This window comes from Agromyces sp. NPDC055661 (genome assembly GCF_053618135.1).
Map to the genome: position 1 here is coordinate 377043 of NZ_JBSHHC010000002.1, position 14058 is coordinate 391100.

The following is a 14058-nucleotide window of genomic DNA, read 5'->3' on the forward strand; positions in this document are numbered from 1 at the left end:
GACAAAGAAGTCCGGCGGGATGCATCCGCCACTGACGAGGAGGTCCCGGTGATCCCCGACCGCATCATCGAACAGGGCACGCTCACGACCGACGGCGCCCGCAGCGCCGTCGAGGTGCGCCTGCCGTGGTACCGGGCGCTGCCCGGATCGTGCATCGCCGGCGCGGGACTCCGCGTCGACGGCGTCGCCGCCCCGAAGGATTCGCTGCGCTGGACCATGAACGGCCGCACCTTCACCTTCGAGGAGCTCGTCGACGAGACCGAGGAGTGGTGGTTCCCCACCGACTCGGTCGTGCTGTCGGGCGACGTGCCCGTCGCCTCGGGGGAGGCCGACCACGAGGTCGACGTCGACCTCACGCTCTACATCCCCTACATCGTCATCGGCGAGAACGAGGTGCTCCACATCGAGGAGCACGACACGAAGACCATGAAGGCGGTGGCGGCATGAGCCGGCTCGGCACGCCCGTGCAGGGCGTCACCCTCTACAGCTTCACCCGCGCGTTCCACGGCCGTGAGTACGACCTCGAGGGCCTCGTGCGCAAGGTCGCGGCCGACGGCTACGGCCCCGGCCTCGAGATCATCGGCTTCTCGAGCTTCCGCGGCTTCCCCGAGATCGACGACCGCTTCGCGGGCTGGTTCCGCGACCTCGTCGACGAGGTCGGCCTCGTCACGACGTCGCTTGCGGTGAACGCCGACATCGGCATCCACCGCGACCGCCTGCTCACGCAGGACGAGCTCATCGAGTACATGCGCCGCCAGGTCGAGGCGGCCGCGAAGCTCGGCTTCCCGATCGCGCGCGTGCAGATCTCGCTGACGCCCGACTCGATGGAGCAGCTCGCGCCGATCGCAGAGCAGTACGGCGTCACGCTCGCGCTCGAGGTGCACGCCGACCAGTACGCGTCGCACCCGCGCATCCTCGCGCTGCGCGACCGCTACGAGCAGGTCGGCTCGCCGTTCCTCGGCTTCACGATGGACTGGGGTGCGACGGTCACCGGCTTCGCGCCGTCGCTGCTCGAGGCGTACCGCCGACGCGGCGCCTCCGACGAGCTGCTCGCCCAGGTCGTCGACCTCTGGAACACGTTCTACGAGCAGGGCCCACCCGCCGACCAGGCCGAGCACGGCCAGCGGTTCGGCGCGTTCATCGGGCTCGCCGCCCGCAACGGACGTCCCGACCTCGGCATCGACTTCGGCATCAACGGCACGGGCCTGTTCGGCCCGGCGCGGGTCGACGACTGGCTCGAGATCATGCCCTGGATCCGGCACGTGCACGGCAAGTTCTTCGGCATCGACGAGCGCGGCGAGGAGCCTTCGGTTCCCGTGCGCGACCTCGTGAAGCTCCTCGTCGACAACGGCTACTCGGGCGCCATCTCTAGCGAGTACGAGGGCTGGCATTGGAACTCCTGGCAGAGCCCGTTCGACATCATCGCGGCCGAGCAGGCCGTGCAGCGATCGGCGGCGAACGACGCCGGCTCGCGCATGATCACGGATGCCGCGGAGGCGCGGCGCATCCTCGACACCCATCTCAGGAAGGCGGTCCAGGCATGACCGACATCACCGACGGCATCGCCGGAACGGGCATCAAGCTGGGCACCACCCTGTACTCGATGACCAGCGAGTTCGCGGCGGGGCTCTACACCCCCGAGACGCTCATCAAGGCGGTGCACGACGAGGGCATCGGCCCGGGCGTCGAGTTCAACATCGCCCAGCTGCTGCGCACGTATCCCGACGTGGATGCCGACTTCGTCAGGCTCTGGTTCGACTCGCTCGAGAAGTACGGCCTCGAGGCGAGCGCCGTCGGCACCAACCTCGACATGGGCCGCCGCAAGGACCGCGACATGACGCCCGACGAGGAGCACGACTTCCTCGCGCGCCAGCTCGAGACCGCCCACACCCTGGGCTTCACGAAGGTCGTCATCCGTTCGGCCGGCAAGGAGCTGCTCCGCAGCCTCCTGCCCCTGGCCGAGCAGTACGACCAGAAGCTCGGCTACGAGATCCACGCGCCGTCCGGCCCGAACGATCCGAAGGTCGTCGCCATCCGCGAGCTGTACGAGGAGCTCGGCAGCGACCGGCTCGGCTTCACCGCCGACTTCTCGTCGACCATGCACAGCCTCTCGCCCATGCTGCTGCGAACGCTGGACCAGATGGGCATGGACGAGAAGCACTTCCCGGTCATGGAGGAGATCTGGCACGAGCCGACCCCCATGCACGTGCGCAACCAGAAGTTCGAGGACTACCTCACCGGCGAGGGTGTCGACCCGCTCACCTTCGGACCGTTCACTCGGCTCGCGTTCAACATGCACGGGCTCGTGCCTCCGGAGGAGTGGCTCGACATCATGCCGCAGATCTTCCACGTGCACGCGAAGTTCTACGACATCGACGCGAACGGCGACGAACCGGCGATGGACATCCCGCGCATCGTGAAGCAGTTCGTCGACGGCGGCTACACGGGCTACCTCTCCAGCGAGTGGGAGGGCCACGCATTCGCCGACCTCGGCGAAGCCGACCCCATCGACCTCGTGAAGAAGCAGCACGCGCTCATGCGGCGCGCCATCGAAGACACCGTCGCCGCGAAGGAGGCCGCCCATGTCTGACGCTTCGACAGGCTCAGCGACCGTGGCCGAGGCATCCGTCGCCGACCTGCAGGCCGAGATCGACCGGCTCCGCGACCAGGTCGAGGAGGCGACCCGGCTCGCCCGCCGTGCCGCCGACCGGGGCGACGTCGAGAACCTCTTCAACCGCTACATGTACCTGCACAACGCCTTCCAGGACGAGCAGATCATCCCGCTCTGGGTGAAGCGCGGCACGCCCGGCGTCCGTGCGCGGTACACGAACGCGGGCCAGTACACCGACTACGACAGCGTCATCCGCTACCACAAGGGGCGGCCGACGCCCGTCGGCAAGTTGATCCTGCACGCGACGACCACGCCGGTCATCGAGGTCGCCTCCGACGGTGAGACGGCGAAGGGCGTGTGGATCATGGCCGGCACGGAATCGGGGCTCACGGACCCCGAGGTCGCGACGGCCTTCCCCGACATGTACTCGCCCGGCGAAGTGCAAGGCAAGAAGGTCTGGGCGCACTGGGTGTGGTGCAAGTACGCGATCGACTTCCTCCGCCAGGACGGCGAGTGGAAGATCTGGAAGTTCCGCTGCTACGAGCTCGCGCGCGCCCCGTTCCACGAGGACTGGATCAGCTTCGGCGAGAAGAACCAGGCCGCCTTCGACCTCGACCTCATGTACTTCGGCGACGACGGCAAGCCCGTCTTCATGCCGCCGGCCGACGAGCCGGTGCCGACCGAGTACCACCCGTACAACCCCTCGACCCGTCAGACGCTCGACCCGACACCGCCCGTGCCGCACGAGACGTTCACCGACACGTTCAAGTAAGGCAGGCAACCATGGCCACGCACAATTCGCTCTTCTCCGAGCAGGACGTCCGCCGCACCGGGCAAGGCATCGCCGTCTCGGTGCAGCTGCCCTGGTACCGCAGCCTCTGGCTCTCGGCCGTCGACGACGTCGCCGTCACCGTCGACGGCGAGGCGATCCCGAAGGATCGGCTGCGCTTCGCGTTGGCGGGCCGCGAGTACCGCATCGAGGAGCTGCCCGAGCAGTGGGACACGCTCTGGTTCGTCGCCGACCGTCCCGACGTGCTGATCGACCTCGGCCGCGTCCCCGAGCGCGACGAGCAGCTCACCGTCGAGGTCGTGCTGACCATGCGCCTCCTCTACATGCAGATCATGCCGGGCGTGGACGGCGGCCCCGGTCGCTACGTCACCAATCGGGTGCCCGTCGAACGAGCGGTGGTGCTCGCATGAACGACGTGCTCCGCGTGGCCATGATCGGCCACGGCTTCATGGGTGCGGCGCATTCGCAGGGCTGGCGCACGGCGCCGCGCGTGTTCGGCCTCCCCGCCGAGCCCGAGATGGCGGTCATCGTCGGCCGCAACCCCGAGACCGTCGCCGAGTCGGCGCCGAAGTGGGGCTGGGCCGAGTGGGCCACCGACTGGCGCGAGGTCATCTCCCGAGACGACATCGACATCATCGACATCGTCACGCCGGGCGACTCGCATGCCGAGATCGCGATCGCCGCACTCGACGCGGGCAAGCACGTGCTGTGCGAGAAGCCCCTCGCGAACACGGTCGAAGAGGCCGAGGCGATGGCGGATGCCGCGGCTCGCGCGGCCGCCCGGGGCATCCGTGCCATGGTGGGCTTCACCTACCGGCGGGTGCCGGCCGTGACGTTCCTGCGCGACCTCATCGCGCAGGGCGCCGTCGGACGCATCGCGCAGGTTCGCGCGAGCTACCGCCAGGACTGGCTCGTCGACCCCGAGATGCCGCTCGCATGGCGCCTGCAGAAGGAGCACGCCGGGTCGGGCGCGCTGGGCGACATCGGCGCGCACGCGATCGACCTCGCGCAGTTCGTGACGGGGCTGAAGCTCGAGCGCGTGTCGGGTGTCGTCGACACGATCGTGAAGCAGCGACCGCTGCTCGGCAGCGGATCGGGCCTCTCGGGCACGGCGACCGCCGGGTACGGCGAGGTCACGGTCGACGACGTCGCGATCTTCACCGGGCGGTTCGACAACGGCGTGCTCGGCTCGTTCGAGGCCACCCGGTTCGCGACCGGGCGCAAGAACGCGCTCTCGATCGAGGTCTCGGGCGACACGGGCGCGCTCGCGTTCGACCTCGAGGACCTCAACACGCTCTCGTTCTACGACCGCACGAAGCCGAACCAGACGCAGGGCTTCACGCGCATCCTCGTCACGGAAGCCGAGCACCCGTACGTGGGCGCGTGGTGGCCCGCCGGGCACATGCTCGGCTACGAGCACGGGTTCTCGCACCAGGTGAAGGACCTCGTCGAGGCGATCGTGGAGGGCGTCGATCCGCATCCGACGTTCGCCGAGGGCCTGCAGGTGCAGCGCGTGCTCGCCGCGGTCGAGCAGAGCTCGGAGCACGAGTCCGCCTGGGTGCGCGTGGGCAGCGGAGCACTGACGCCCGCCGCGTAGCATCCGGCACGCGCCATGCGGCGCGAGGAAGGGCCCCGGTTCTGGGCGGACCGGGGCCCTTCGTCGTGCGTTCACCGGGTCGAGCGGATGCCGCGCGGGGTCCGCGGCCGCGGCATCCGCTCGGCTTGCTCGACACGGTGACGGGCTTTACCATCGAACTGCGCGATATGTGAATGTCATGTTCGATAATCGAACACAGATCGCCGCCACACGATGGAGTGAGGAGAGCCCGTGCAGTTCCACCACCACGGCTACGTGTCCGGAGATCCCCGGGTGAAGCCCGCCGCGGGCGTCGGCCTCGACCGGCCCGAGGAGCTTCCCGACGAGGTCGACGTGCTCATCGTCGGCGCCGGCCCTGCCGGGATGATCGCCGCGGCGCAGCTGTCGCAGTTCCCCGACGTGATGACGCGCATCGTCGACCGTCGCCCCGGCCGGCTCGAGATCGGGCAGGCCGACGGCATCCAGGCGCGCAGCGTCGAGACGTTCCAGGCGTTCGGGTTCGCGCAGGAGATCATCGCCGAGGCGTTCTGGCAGACCGAGATGGTGTTCTGGAAGCCCGACCCCGCCGACCCGTCGCGCATCGTGCGGGTCAAGCGCACCCCAGACGACCCCGCGGGGGTCAGCGAGTTCCCGCACCTCCTCGTCAACCAGGCGCGCGTGCTCGACTACTTCGGCGACGTCATGGCGAAGTCGCCCACGCGGGCGAAGCCCGACTACGGCTACGAGTTCGAGCGTCTCGAGGTCGCCGACGAGGCCGACGGCGCCGAGTATCCCGTCACGGTCCACCTCGTGCACACGGCGGGGGAGCACGCGGGCGAGCCCCGTGTCGTGCGCGCGAAGTACGTCGTCGGCGCCGACGGCGCGCGCAGCCGGGTGCGTTCGGCGATCGGATGCCACATGGCCGGCGACCAGGCCAACCACGCGTGGGGCGTCATGGACGTGCTCGCGGTCACCGACTTCCCCGACATCCGCCTGAAGGCGTCGATCCAGTCCGAGGCCGGCAGCATCCTGCTCATCCCGCGCGAGGGCGGCTACCTGTTCCGCATGTACGTCGACCTCGGCGAGGTCCCCCTCGACGACCACCACCACGTGCGCCAGACCACGATCGAGCAGGTCATCGCCCGCGCGAACGAGATCCTGCACCCCTACACGCTCGACGTGAAGGACGTCGCGTGGCACAGCGTCTACGAGGTGGGGCACCGCCTCACCGACCGGTTCGACGACGTCGAGACGGATGCCGCGGGTACCCGCACCCCGCGCGTGTTCATCGCCGGCGACGCCTGCCACACGCACAGCGCGAAGGCCGGCCAGGGCATGAACGTGTCGATGCAGGACGGCTGGAACGTCGGCTGGAAGCTCGGCCACGTGCTCGAGGGCCGCGCCCCCGAGGCGCTGCTCGCGACGTACTCCGCCGAGCGCCAGGTCGTGGCGCAGAGCCTCATCGACTTCGACAAGCAGTGGTCGTCGATGATGGCGAAGAAGCCCGAGGAGTTCTCGTCGCCCGACGAGCTCGAGGAGTTCTACGCGGCGACGTTCGAGTTCCCGGCCGGCTTCATGACGCAGTACGCGCCGTCGCTCATCGTGGGGGCGGGGGAGCACCAGGCGCTCGCCGACGGCTACCCGATCGGCAAGCGGTTCAAGTCTGCGATGGTCACGCGGGTGTGCGACGGCAACCCGGTGCACCTCGGCCACCACGCGACGGCCGACGGCCGGTGGCGCATCTACGTGTTCGCCGACGCGGCTCGCGCGGGCGAGGCATCCGCGGTCGCCCTCTTCGCCGAGTGGCTGGCGAACGCACCCGACTCGCCGCTCGCGGCGACGCCCGAGGGAGCCGACCGCGACGCGTGGTTCGACGTGAAGGTCGTCTACCAGCAGGCCTACACCGACGTCGACCTCGGCGCGGTGCCGAAGGCGTTCCTGCCGACGAGCGGGCCGTTCGAGCTCACCGACTACGAGAAGGTGTACGCCGCCGACCCGGCCGACGACGTGTTCGAGCAGCGCGGCATCGACCGCGGGGGAGCCGTCGTGGTGGTGCGCCCCGACCAGTACGTGGCGAACGTGCTGCCGCTCGCCGCGACCGACGAGCTGGCGGCGTTCTTCCGGCCGATCCTGTCGGCGAAGGAGGCGCAGCCGGCGACCGCGTGAGCGAGGGTTCGATCTTCAAGCGCCGAGGGCGCTGCGGATCGACCGCGACGCGCCCGCGAGCCGCTCGGCGATCTCGGGGTCGGTGCGGCCGCTCGACACGTAGACGACTGCGAGTGCGGCCGGCTGTCCGCTCGGTAGCGCCAGCGGCACGGCCGTCGACCGCAGGCCGGGGATGACCTCGTCGTGGCTGATCGCGTAGCCCTGCGTGCGGGCCTCCTCGAGCTCCGCCCGGTGCGCGGCATCCACCTCGCCCCACTCGCCCTGCGGCGTGAGCGTGCGGATCACCTTGCCCGGCGCGCCGACGCCGATCGAGTGCCGCGTGCCCGGACGCTGCGCGACCGACGCGATGGCGTGGCGCGGCTCGACGCTCGTGAGGGTCACGATCTCGTCGCCGTCGAGCACCGCGAGGAAGCACGTCATGCCGAGGTCGTTCGCCGCCGCGGTGAGCTCGGGCAGCGCCTCGGCCTGCAGGTCGTGCGCGACGCCCGCCGCGAGTGCTGCGAGTCGGGCCCCGAGCGTGATGCGTCCGCGCGCATCGCGCACGGTGAGGCGGTGCGCCTCGAGCGTGCGCAGCAGCCGGTACGCGACCGAGCGGTGCACGCCGAGCCGGTGCGCCAGCTCGTCGATCGAGAGCGGCTCGCGCGCGTCGGCGAGGATCTCGAGCACGCGGATGCCGCGCGACAGCGTCTGCGACTGGGTGCCGGGCGTGGTCTCGTCGGTGGCGGCGGGCATCGGGCTCCTGCTTCGGTAGTCGAACGGCGTGTTCGATTTTAGAACAGCGCTACCGGATCACGCCATCGTCGAGCAGCTCGCGCAGCCCGCGCGTGAACTCGGCGCGGCCGCCGTGCGCGGGGTGACGCACGCGGGGCACCGAGCGGCCCGCCCGCGCGAGGGCCTCCGCGGCGACGTTGCCGACCGCGACGACGGACTCGATCGGGAGGATCCGCTCGAGCTCCTGCCACGACCACGTCCAGGCGGCGGTCTCGGCAGCGGTCGGCTTCCGATTCGTGAGCGGCTCGCCGGGCCGGTGCGGATGCAGCGGGAAGGCGCTCCACATCACCGGCACGAAGTCGAGCTCGACGAGCGTCGTCCACATCACGGTCGCCGTCGGCTCGAGGGCGACCGCGGGAGACGGGTCGGGCAACTCGTAGCCGTTCGCGGTCCCGAGCAGGCCGAACTCCGGGATGCCACGGGCGAGGATCGCCGTGTTCGTGAACGGCACGCCCGTGATCCGCATCCCGCGGTATCCGGGCGCCTCGCCGACCAGGAGTGTCGTCGCGCCGTGGTCGGCGAGCTGCTCGAGGTACCGGGTGAGGTTGCGCCGCCGCGCCGCATTCGCCGGATCGGACCGGTCGAACATGTTGGCGCTGTTCGGCCCGGCCGCGGCGTCCGCGACACGCTCGACGAAGGCCTCGATCGCCGCGTCGGTCACGTGGGCGCTCCTCGCTCGCGTTCGGCGGATGCCGGATGCCCTGCGCGCATGCCCTCCACCGTAATCGGGAGCGGTGAACCGCCGGGCATCGCGTCTGTCAAGGGCTCGTGCCCGACCCCCGAACGGGGTTGGATCAACTGGGCGGCGTCGTCGCCCGAACGCGTCACCCCGAACCCGAAGTGGAGACCCACCGATGAACGAACGGACGGAGGGCCACCACACCGGCGCTCAGCTCACCGACCGAGCGGCCGGTGGACTGCTGCTCGCGTTCCTGACGACCGTGATCCTGGTGCTGGCGGTCGCGACGTCCATCCCCGCCGTGATGGACGACCTGAACACCGGCGAGGTGACGCAGCAGACGTCGGCGGGCGACGACTGACCGACGCTCGTCGCCGGCGACGCTCGTCGCCGTCCAGTGGTCGTCAGCTCGGCGTGTCCTGCTCGTCCTCTTGGCTGTCGTCGATGCTGCGCCGTCGCTGGGCCCGAGCATGCGACATCCGTGCGACGCCCACCAGCGCCGCGACCGTGCCCGCGGCGAACAGCGCGAAGTACCAGAGGGCGGGCTGGTCGAACACCGTCAGCACCACGCCCATGACCGCGGCGACCACGCCGCCGATCAGGAGGGGCAGGCCGCCGCGGGTCGAGTTCATGGAACCAGTATCGCCGGATGACGACCACGGTCGGTGGCGGGACTTCGTCTGCTCCGGTCGCTACCAGACGGCGAGGACTCCGTTTCCGAAGCCATCGCTCTCCCAGAGGCTGAACACCGAGGGAGCGGAGTATTCCGCCTGGGCACTGGCCCGCGAAGGAATAGCGCCACCTCGCCGGAGCGTTGGACTTCTTCACGAGATCGCGTGAACCGATTGGATGACGGATGGCCAGCGTTTCGGAACTGCTTGCGGCGAACCTTCACGACGTGTTCGGCAATCGAGACCCGATCACGAGGCGCCAAGCGATCGAGCGGGTGTATTCAGATGACGTCGTCTTCACCGATCCGGACGGCACCGTACGAGGGCGGTCAGCCGTCGAAGCCAAAGCAGCGGCACTCCTCGCCAGTGCTCCCAGCGACTCCGTGTTCGTCGAAGATGGAAACCGTTATGTCGGCACGGACATCGGCGTCCTCGCTTGGGCGTTCGGCCCAATGGGCGCGCCGGTCGTCCGGGGTATCGATGTCATTACTGTCGTTGACGGGCTCATCACCAGCGTTCGCACGTTGCTGTCGGATGTCGTGAAGTAAAGCTGCTGCGCCTCGACGATCGCGAATCTCGGACCAGTCGTCACGACTCACGACGAGAAGATTGACGGTGAATCTCACTTCATCGCGGTCGCTGGATGCTGATTTCTGCGTACCCGCAAGTACCCAGTGCGTCTCGCTCGGTAGCTGATACCTCCCGCCCGATCCAGTCCAGCCGCGTGCCCGGAACCCCGGCGACAGGCCGGCCTTCACAAGCGCCGCGTATGCCTGGTGGGCCGTTTCCATGTTCACGAGTCACCTCTGTCCGACGGTCGAGCTCGACTGCGGTGGAGATGTGCGGGAGGTGGCGCCTGTCGGACCGCCGGTAGCCGGTGTGCCTCTTCCGCCGCCACTGTCACCTGGTTGCGACGTTGAGTTCCACGGCCTCGGCCACGAGCGCCCTGACCGCGGGCTCGTCCACGCGGTCTCCATCGAAGTAGTCGATGGCTCGAACGACTTTGCTGTCCAGGCGGGTATTGAAGATCGCTGCGTTCCATGCGGGCACCCCTCGCAAACGTCAGCCTTACGGCGTTCTTGAGCACGTCGACGAAGCAGACATCACCGTCATGTGTCCAAAACGGAACTCCCTCCGGTTTGGAGGGCTTCTTGTACTTCACCACCTCGACCGCAGCCGGGTCTGCGGCCGTGATCGCAGCTCGAAGCGCGACGAGCACTTCCTGTTTCCAGCCGCCCTGCTGCGCGATGATGTCGTCGATCTGTTCGGAATCGGACTTGTCACTCATGCGCGAATACTTGCGAAGAGGGCTGTCGAAATCAACACCCGAAGTCGGTCGCAACGCGCGTAGCGGGATCCCTCAGCGGGCGCGCGCAAGCTGGTGTCACTGCATACGGGTCTCGTCGATTGACTGCTACGGCGTGATGATCGCGAAGTTGGGGTCGAACTCGTCGATTACCGTTCCGTACCGTTCGAGTGAGGTCGGATCGCCATCGATCTTGATGCGGCCGGCGGCGGCGAGCTGGGATGCGGCCGCGGGATGGAGGAGGACACCCACGAGGTCGGCCTTGGGTCCGGAGATGGTGGCTTCGGTCAACGGCGATGCGCCGGCGCGGGCGTTGAGCACGCCGTTGCGGATCCATGCCGTCCAGGTCTCACCGATGTCGGTGAACGCGAAGTCGATGCGCACGTCCGCGTCCGCCGCGGCATCACCGATGACATGTACCGCGGCGAAGTCGAAGAGGATGTCCAGTGGCATGGCGAGGATGGTGTCGGGGCTGGCGGTCGCGAACGCGGCGGGGATGACGCCTTCACGCAGCTCTTTGGCGGCAGCGAGATAGATTCCTCGCCATTGGGGCCCCTCGATCTGGTATCCGAGCTGTTCGTAGGCGTCCGCTTGCAGGTTCCGCGCGTCGGTGTCCGTGTCGTCAGCGAAGACGAGGTGATGGAGGACTTGAGCCGCCCAACGGTAGTCTCCGGTCTCGATCGCGCGCCGCCCTTCCGCGAGCAGCCGGTCACGACCAACGAGATCGACGTAGCGGCGGGCGGTGTCGACGGGAGTGTGCGGGTGCAGCGATACGGGGTCGCCGTCCCACATGCCCAACTCCTTGGTGAAGACGGCTCGGATGTCATGGTGCAGGGTGCCGTGATACCCGCGGTTGTGCCACTTGCGTCGAAGAGGCTCGGGCAGCTCCACGATCTCGGCGGCTTCCAGCGGGGTGTACCCCTTGTTCGCGAGGCGGAGCGCTTGGTCGTGGATGTACTTGTACGTGTCTCGCTGGGATTCGAGGAAGGCCACAACCTCCGTGTTGCCCCAGACCGGCCAGGTGTGAGGCCCGTAGTGCACCTCGACCTCGTCGCCCCAGCGCACGAGTGTCTCGTCGAGGTAGCGGGCGAAGTTGCGGGCATCGCGAGTACGTGCCCCTCGGAGAGTCTGGATGTTGTGCAGCGAGTGGTTGGCGTTTTCGGCGCAGGTGAGGGCCTTGAGTTCGGGGATCCAGATATGCATTTCCTCAGGCGCCTCGGTGTCAGGCGCGTAGAGGAACTCGAAGGTCAGACCCGCGATCGTTCGTGTCTGGCCTGTCGCGGTGATCGGGTCGGTGGGAGAGATGTATGAGATCAAGGAGTGGTCGGCGGAGGCGATGCCGATGCCGGCCGTGACCGTAAGGCGAGGTCCATGGCCTACGAGGCTGCCGAAGGCGTAGCCGGCTCGGCGTGACATCGCGTTCCCAGCGATGACGTTCTCCCCGATCGCGAACTTGTCGAACGAGGCGATCGTTCCGGGCGCGATGATCGAGATAGCACCGCTCGCGACGCTCTCGACATCGATCACACCCTTGACTCCGCCGTAGTGGTCGATGTGGGTGTGGGTGTAGATCACCGCGACGACCGGCTTGTCGTTCACGTGCTCCCGGAACAGATCAAGCGCTTGCCGAGCCGCGGACACGTTCGCGGAGCAGTCGATCACGACGATGCCGTCGTCGCCGTCGACGAAGGTCACATTGCCGATATCGGTGTTGCGTACCTGGTAGAGCCGGTCAACCACTCGATACAACCCGGCTTTCTTGATCACCTGCGACTGGCGCCACAAGCTGGGATTGACCGTGTCGGGGTTCTCGCCCTCGATGTAATCAAAGTCGCGCAGATTCAGCGAGATCTTCCCGTCAGCGGAGGGCACAACTCCCTCAGGGATAGGTGCGATCAGACCCCGATTCGCAAGATCAAAGTCCTCCCGGTCATCCAGTGCGTAGAGCGCACGGGCCTCCCGATTCACTCCCGCCGTGATCCGGGTCGCATCCTTCGGTTCGTACGTCATCAGAATCCCCCCGACTCTGCGGCAACCACCGTCGCCACTCACGCCTGACCATACGGGCGCCTCAACAGTCGATCAAGACATATCTCGAGCGACAGGACCGAACACCCGCCGAAGCGCCGTACGCCCTACGCGACTCCAACGCCCATTCCATCGCCGCGCCAACGGGTCGCCCGATAGTCGGCCGCCACCGGTTATCCAGAAGCGGATCCCTGTACGACTCCGACTCGAGCATGCAGAGTTTCGCCCGCGTACCGTTAAGGGGTGAGGTTCGTGGACGCCGTCATCGATAAGGCCCATCGTTACTCCCTCGGAGTCGAGGAGGAGTCTGCTACTGCCTATCTCTCGATCCCCGTTGGGAGCAGCCTGACTGACTACGAGGAGTACTACGCGTTGAGCGATCAGGAATACTCGGGTCTCCTTGCCGATTCGGGAGCGGCCAGGTTATTCGCGGAGCAGTGCCGGCACCGCGACCACGACGACCGGCTGATCCTGAAGCCGGGATGGAACCGCGGAACTCCGTGGTAGCCGAAAACAACTGCCGGGCCCGGCCGTAAGCCGGTCGATCGACGGTGCTCCACGAGATGGGCGCCGTTTCACCACGAACCCGCAAGTCTCACCCCTGGTGGTGATTCGCAATAGATCCGCCCGCGAAGATGCCCGATGAGGGCTCCTTGAATGCAACTGCTTCGCACAAAGAGCGGCGGGCGCTCGCCGTCGGAAGCCTGAGTGCGGAAGGAGGGACTTGAACCCGAATCTGTGGTGCGGCGACCTGCGGTCGGCGCACGAGAACCGCGGATTTCGCCTCGGATGAGGGGTTCCTGGATGCGCAGGAACCGCCTCGTTGACGAGCGGTTGTTGCCGTTTTGTTGCCACGAACTCGGCGTCGCCGCGTCGCTAGCGTATTTGCGCCATGCCCCGGATTCCGCGGGACGCACGCAATGCCCTAGATTCTCAATGAGACTGCCGGAACAGGCCGGAAGGGCGCAGCAGACAGGAGTGTGGGTGTCCGCAACGACGTCGAAACCTTCGCACCCCGTCAGCCTCCTAGCGGTGTTCGGATACACCGCACTTCTGGGGGTGTTGACCGCTGGCACGTTGGCCACGGTTCAGGTGCTAAGCCACACAATCGACCCCGTCCTCGCAGTCGCTTTTTCGGCATATGCGTTGTTGCTCGCCGTTCCGGTCGGCCTTGTTACAGCCTTCTTATCGCTCGGCGTCGCATTTGGCCTGAGGCGGATCTCGCTACGCGTGACCCGTTCGCGCACTGTTGCCAGTGTTGCTGGCGGCATCGGAGTGGTTGCGGTGGGTGGTGCGGTAACCAGCCTCCTCACCCACGAGCTGCTACGCGACCTTCAGCCGATCGGGTGGCTGGCACTCATGGGATCACTCCTCGGCGGGGCGGCTTTCGCGCTCTGGTCCCGCTTATGCTCCGACCGCGCGGCGTGAATGCATCGCCTGCGGGGTCATGCTGCTGACGG

16 protein-coding genes are annotated in these 14058 nt (G+C 67.9%); 11 read left to right on the plus strand and 5 right to left on the minus strand.

Annotated features, from left to right (window positions below; genetic code table 11):
* Nucleotides 1-48 precede the first annotated feature (48 nt).
* From ACWGO8_RS15315 to ACWGO8_RS15345, 7 genes are all read left to right on the plus strand, one after another.
* On the plus strand, nt 49-447 hold the full coding sequence (locus ACWGO8_RS15315; RefSeq protein ID WP_452043891.1) for a C-glycoside deglycosidase beta subunit domain-containing protein: 399 nt from the start codon (nt 49-51) through the stop codon (nt 445-447).
* Nucleotides 444-1544: a sugar phosphate isomerase/epimerase family protein gene (locus ACWGO8_RS15320; RefSeq protein ID WP_452043892.1), complete on the plus strand. Its 1101-nt coding sequence runs from the start codon at nt 444-446 to the stop codon at nt 1542-1544. Before ACWGO8_RS15315 ends, ACWGO8_RS15320 begins: the two co-directional genes overlap by 4 nt.
* 5 nt (nt 1545-1549) lie before the next feature.
* Nucleotides 1550-2590, plus strand: a complete 1041-nt coding sequence (locus ACWGO8_RS15325) for a sugar phosphate isomerase/epimerase family protein (RefSeq protein WP_452044574.1) — start codon at nt 1550-1552, stop codon at nt 2588-2590.
* Nucleotides 2583-3383, plus strand: coding sequence for a nuclear transport factor 2 family protein (locus ACWGO8_RS15330; protein ID WP_452043893.1), 801 nt, complete (start codon nt 2583-2585; stop codon nt 3381-3383). The genes ACWGO8_RS15325 and ACWGO8_RS15330 overlap by 8 nt, the downstream gene beginning before the upstream one ends.
* Nucleotides 3384-3394: 11 nt before the next feature.
* On the plus strand, nt 3395-3811 hold the full coding sequence (locus tag ACWGO8_RS15335) for a C-glycoside deglycosidase beta subunit domain-containing protein (RefSeq protein WP_452043894.1): 417 nt from the start codon (nt 3395-3397) through the stop codon (nt 3809-3811).
* Nucleotides 3808-4998 (plus strand): Gfo/Idh/MocA family protein, encoded by a 1191-nt coding sequence (locus ACWGO8_RS15340; RefSeq protein WP_452043895.1) that lies wholly within the window; start codon nt 3808-3810, stop codon nt 4996-4998. Before ACWGO8_RS15335 ends, ACWGO8_RS15340 begins: the two co-directional genes overlap by 4 nt.
* Nucleotides 4999-5229: 231 nt before the next feature.
* Nucleotides 5230-7143 carry an FAD-binding monooxygenase gene (locus ACWGO8_RS15345; protein WP_452043896.1) on the plus strand — a complete coding sequence of 638 codons (1914 nt, stop codon included), beginning with the start codon at nt 5230-5232 and terminating at the stop codon, nt 7141-7143.
* A gap of 15 nt (nt 7144-7158) precedes the next feature.
* Here the strand turns inward: ACWGO8_RS15345 and ACWGO8_RS15350 are convergent, their stop codons facing one another.
* Both ACWGO8_RS15350 and ACWGO8_RS15355 read right to left on the minus strand, forming a co-directional pair.
* Nucleotides 7159-7875 (minus strand): IclR family transcriptional regulator, encoded by a 717-nt coding sequence (locus ACWGO8_RS15350; RefSeq protein WP_452043897.1) that lies wholly within the window; start codon nt 7873-7875, stop codon nt 7159-7161.
* A 49-nt stretch (nt 7876-7924) separates the two neighbouring features.
* Complete coding sequence (locus ACWGO8_RS15355) at nt 7925-8575, minus strand: uracil-DNA glycosylase (protein ID WP_452043898.1); 651 nt, start codon at nt 8573-8575, stop codon at nt 7925-7927.
* Between the two features lie 193 nt (nt 8576-8768).
* Here ACWGO8_RS15355 and ACWGO8_RS15360 point away from each other — a divergent pair, with 193 nt between their 5' ends.
* Complete coding sequence (locus ACWGO8_RS15360) at nt 8769-8954, plus strand: hypothetical protein (RefSeq protein WP_452043899.1); 186 nt, start codon at nt 8769-8771, stop codon at nt 8952-8954.
* Between the two features lie 43 nt (nt 8955-8997).
* Here the strand turns inward: ACWGO8_RS15360 and ACWGO8_RS15365 are convergent, their stop codons facing one another.
* Nucleotides 8998-9225 (minus strand): hypothetical protein, encoded by a 228-nt coding sequence (locus ACWGO8_RS15365; protein ID WP_452043900.1) that lies wholly within the window; start codon nt 9223-9225, stop codon nt 8998-9000.
* 224 nt (nt 9226-9449) lie between these two features.
* Here ACWGO8_RS15365 and ACWGO8_RS15370 point away from each other — a divergent pair, with 224 nt between their 5' ends.
* On the plus strand, nt 9450-9812 hold the full coding sequence (locus ACWGO8_RS15370; protein ID WP_452043901.1) for a nuclear transport factor 2 family protein: 363 nt from the start codon (nt 9450-9452) through the stop codon (nt 9810-9812).
* A gap of 245 nt (nt 9813-10057) precedes the next feature.
* Here the strand turns inward: ACWGO8_RS15370 and ACWGO8_RS15375 are convergent, their stop codons facing one another.
* The gene (locus ACWGO8_RS15375) at nt 10058-10552 is read right to left on the minus strand and encodes a DUF1801 domain-containing protein (protein WP_452043902.1); all 495 of its coding nucleotides are present in this window, start codon (nt 10550-10552) and stop codon (nt 10058-10060) included.
* Between the two features lie 126 nt (nt 10553-10678).
* Nucleotides 10679-12580: an alkyl/aryl-sulfatase gene (locus ACWGO8_RS15380; protein WP_452043903.1), complete on the minus strand. Its 1902-nt coding sequence runs from the start codon at nt 12578-12580 to the stop codon at nt 10679-10681.
* A gap of 261 nt (nt 12581-12841) precedes the next feature.
* Between ACWGO8_RS15380 and ACWGO8_RS15385 the strand changes: the two genes are divergently transcribed.
* A complete protein-coding gene (locus tag ACWGO8_RS15385) occupies nt 12842-13105 on the plus strand; it encodes a hypothetical protein (RefSeq protein ID WP_452043904.1) in 264 nt (87 codons plus the stop codon).
* Nucleotides 13106-13630: 525 nt separating this feature from the next.
* Nucleotides 13631-14026: a hypothetical protein gene (locus ACWGO8_RS15390; RefSeq protein ID WP_452043905.1), complete on the plus strand. Its 396-nt coding sequence runs from the start codon at nt 13631-13633 to the stop codon at nt 14024-14026.
* Nucleotides 14027-14058 lie beyond the last annotated feature (32 nt).

Bases quoted from the DNA above. Each gene is read 5' to 3' on its own strand.
- ACWGO8_RS15320 (WP_452043892.1), top strand. From the start codon at position 444: ATGAGCCGGCTCGGCACGCCCGTGCAGGGCGTCACCCTCTACAGCTTC.
- ACWGO8_RS15330 (WP_452043893.1), top strand. From the start codon at position 2,583: ATGTCTGACGCTTCGACAGGCTCAGCGACCGTGGCCGAGGCATCCGTC.
- ACWGO8_RS15335 (WP_452043894.1), top strand. From the start codon at position 3,395: ATGGCCACGCACAATTCGCTCTTCTCCGAGCAGGACGTCCGCCGCACC.
- ACWGO8_RS15340 (WP_452043895.1), top strand. From the start codon at position 3,808: ATGAACGACGTGCTCCGCGTGGCCATGATCGGCCACGGCTTCATGGGT.
- ACWGO8_RS15350 (WP_452043897.1), bottom strand. From the start codon at position 7,875: ATGCCCGCCGCCACCGACGAGACCACGCCCGGCACCCAGTCGCAGACG.
- ACWGO8_RS15360 (WP_452043899.1), top strand. From the start codon at position 8,769: ATGAACGAACGGACGGAGGGCCACCACACCGGCGCTCAGCTCACCGAC.
- ACWGO8_RS15365 (WP_452043900.1), bottom strand. From the start codon at position 9,225: ATGAACTCGACCCGCGGCGGCCTGCCCCTCCTGATCGGCGGCGTGGTC.
- ACWGO8_RS15370 (WP_452043901.1), top strand. From the start codon at position 9,450: ATGGCCAGCGTTTCGGAACTGCTTGCGGCGAACCTTCACGACGTGTTC.
- ACWGO8_RS15375 (WP_452043902.1), bottom strand. From the start codon at position 10,552: ATGAGTGACAAGTCCGATTCCGAACAGATCGACGACATCATCGCGCAG.
- ACWGO8_RS15380 (WP_452043903.1), bottom strand. From the start codon at position 12,580: ATGACGTACGAACCGAAGGATGCGACCCGGATCACGGCGGGAGTGAAT.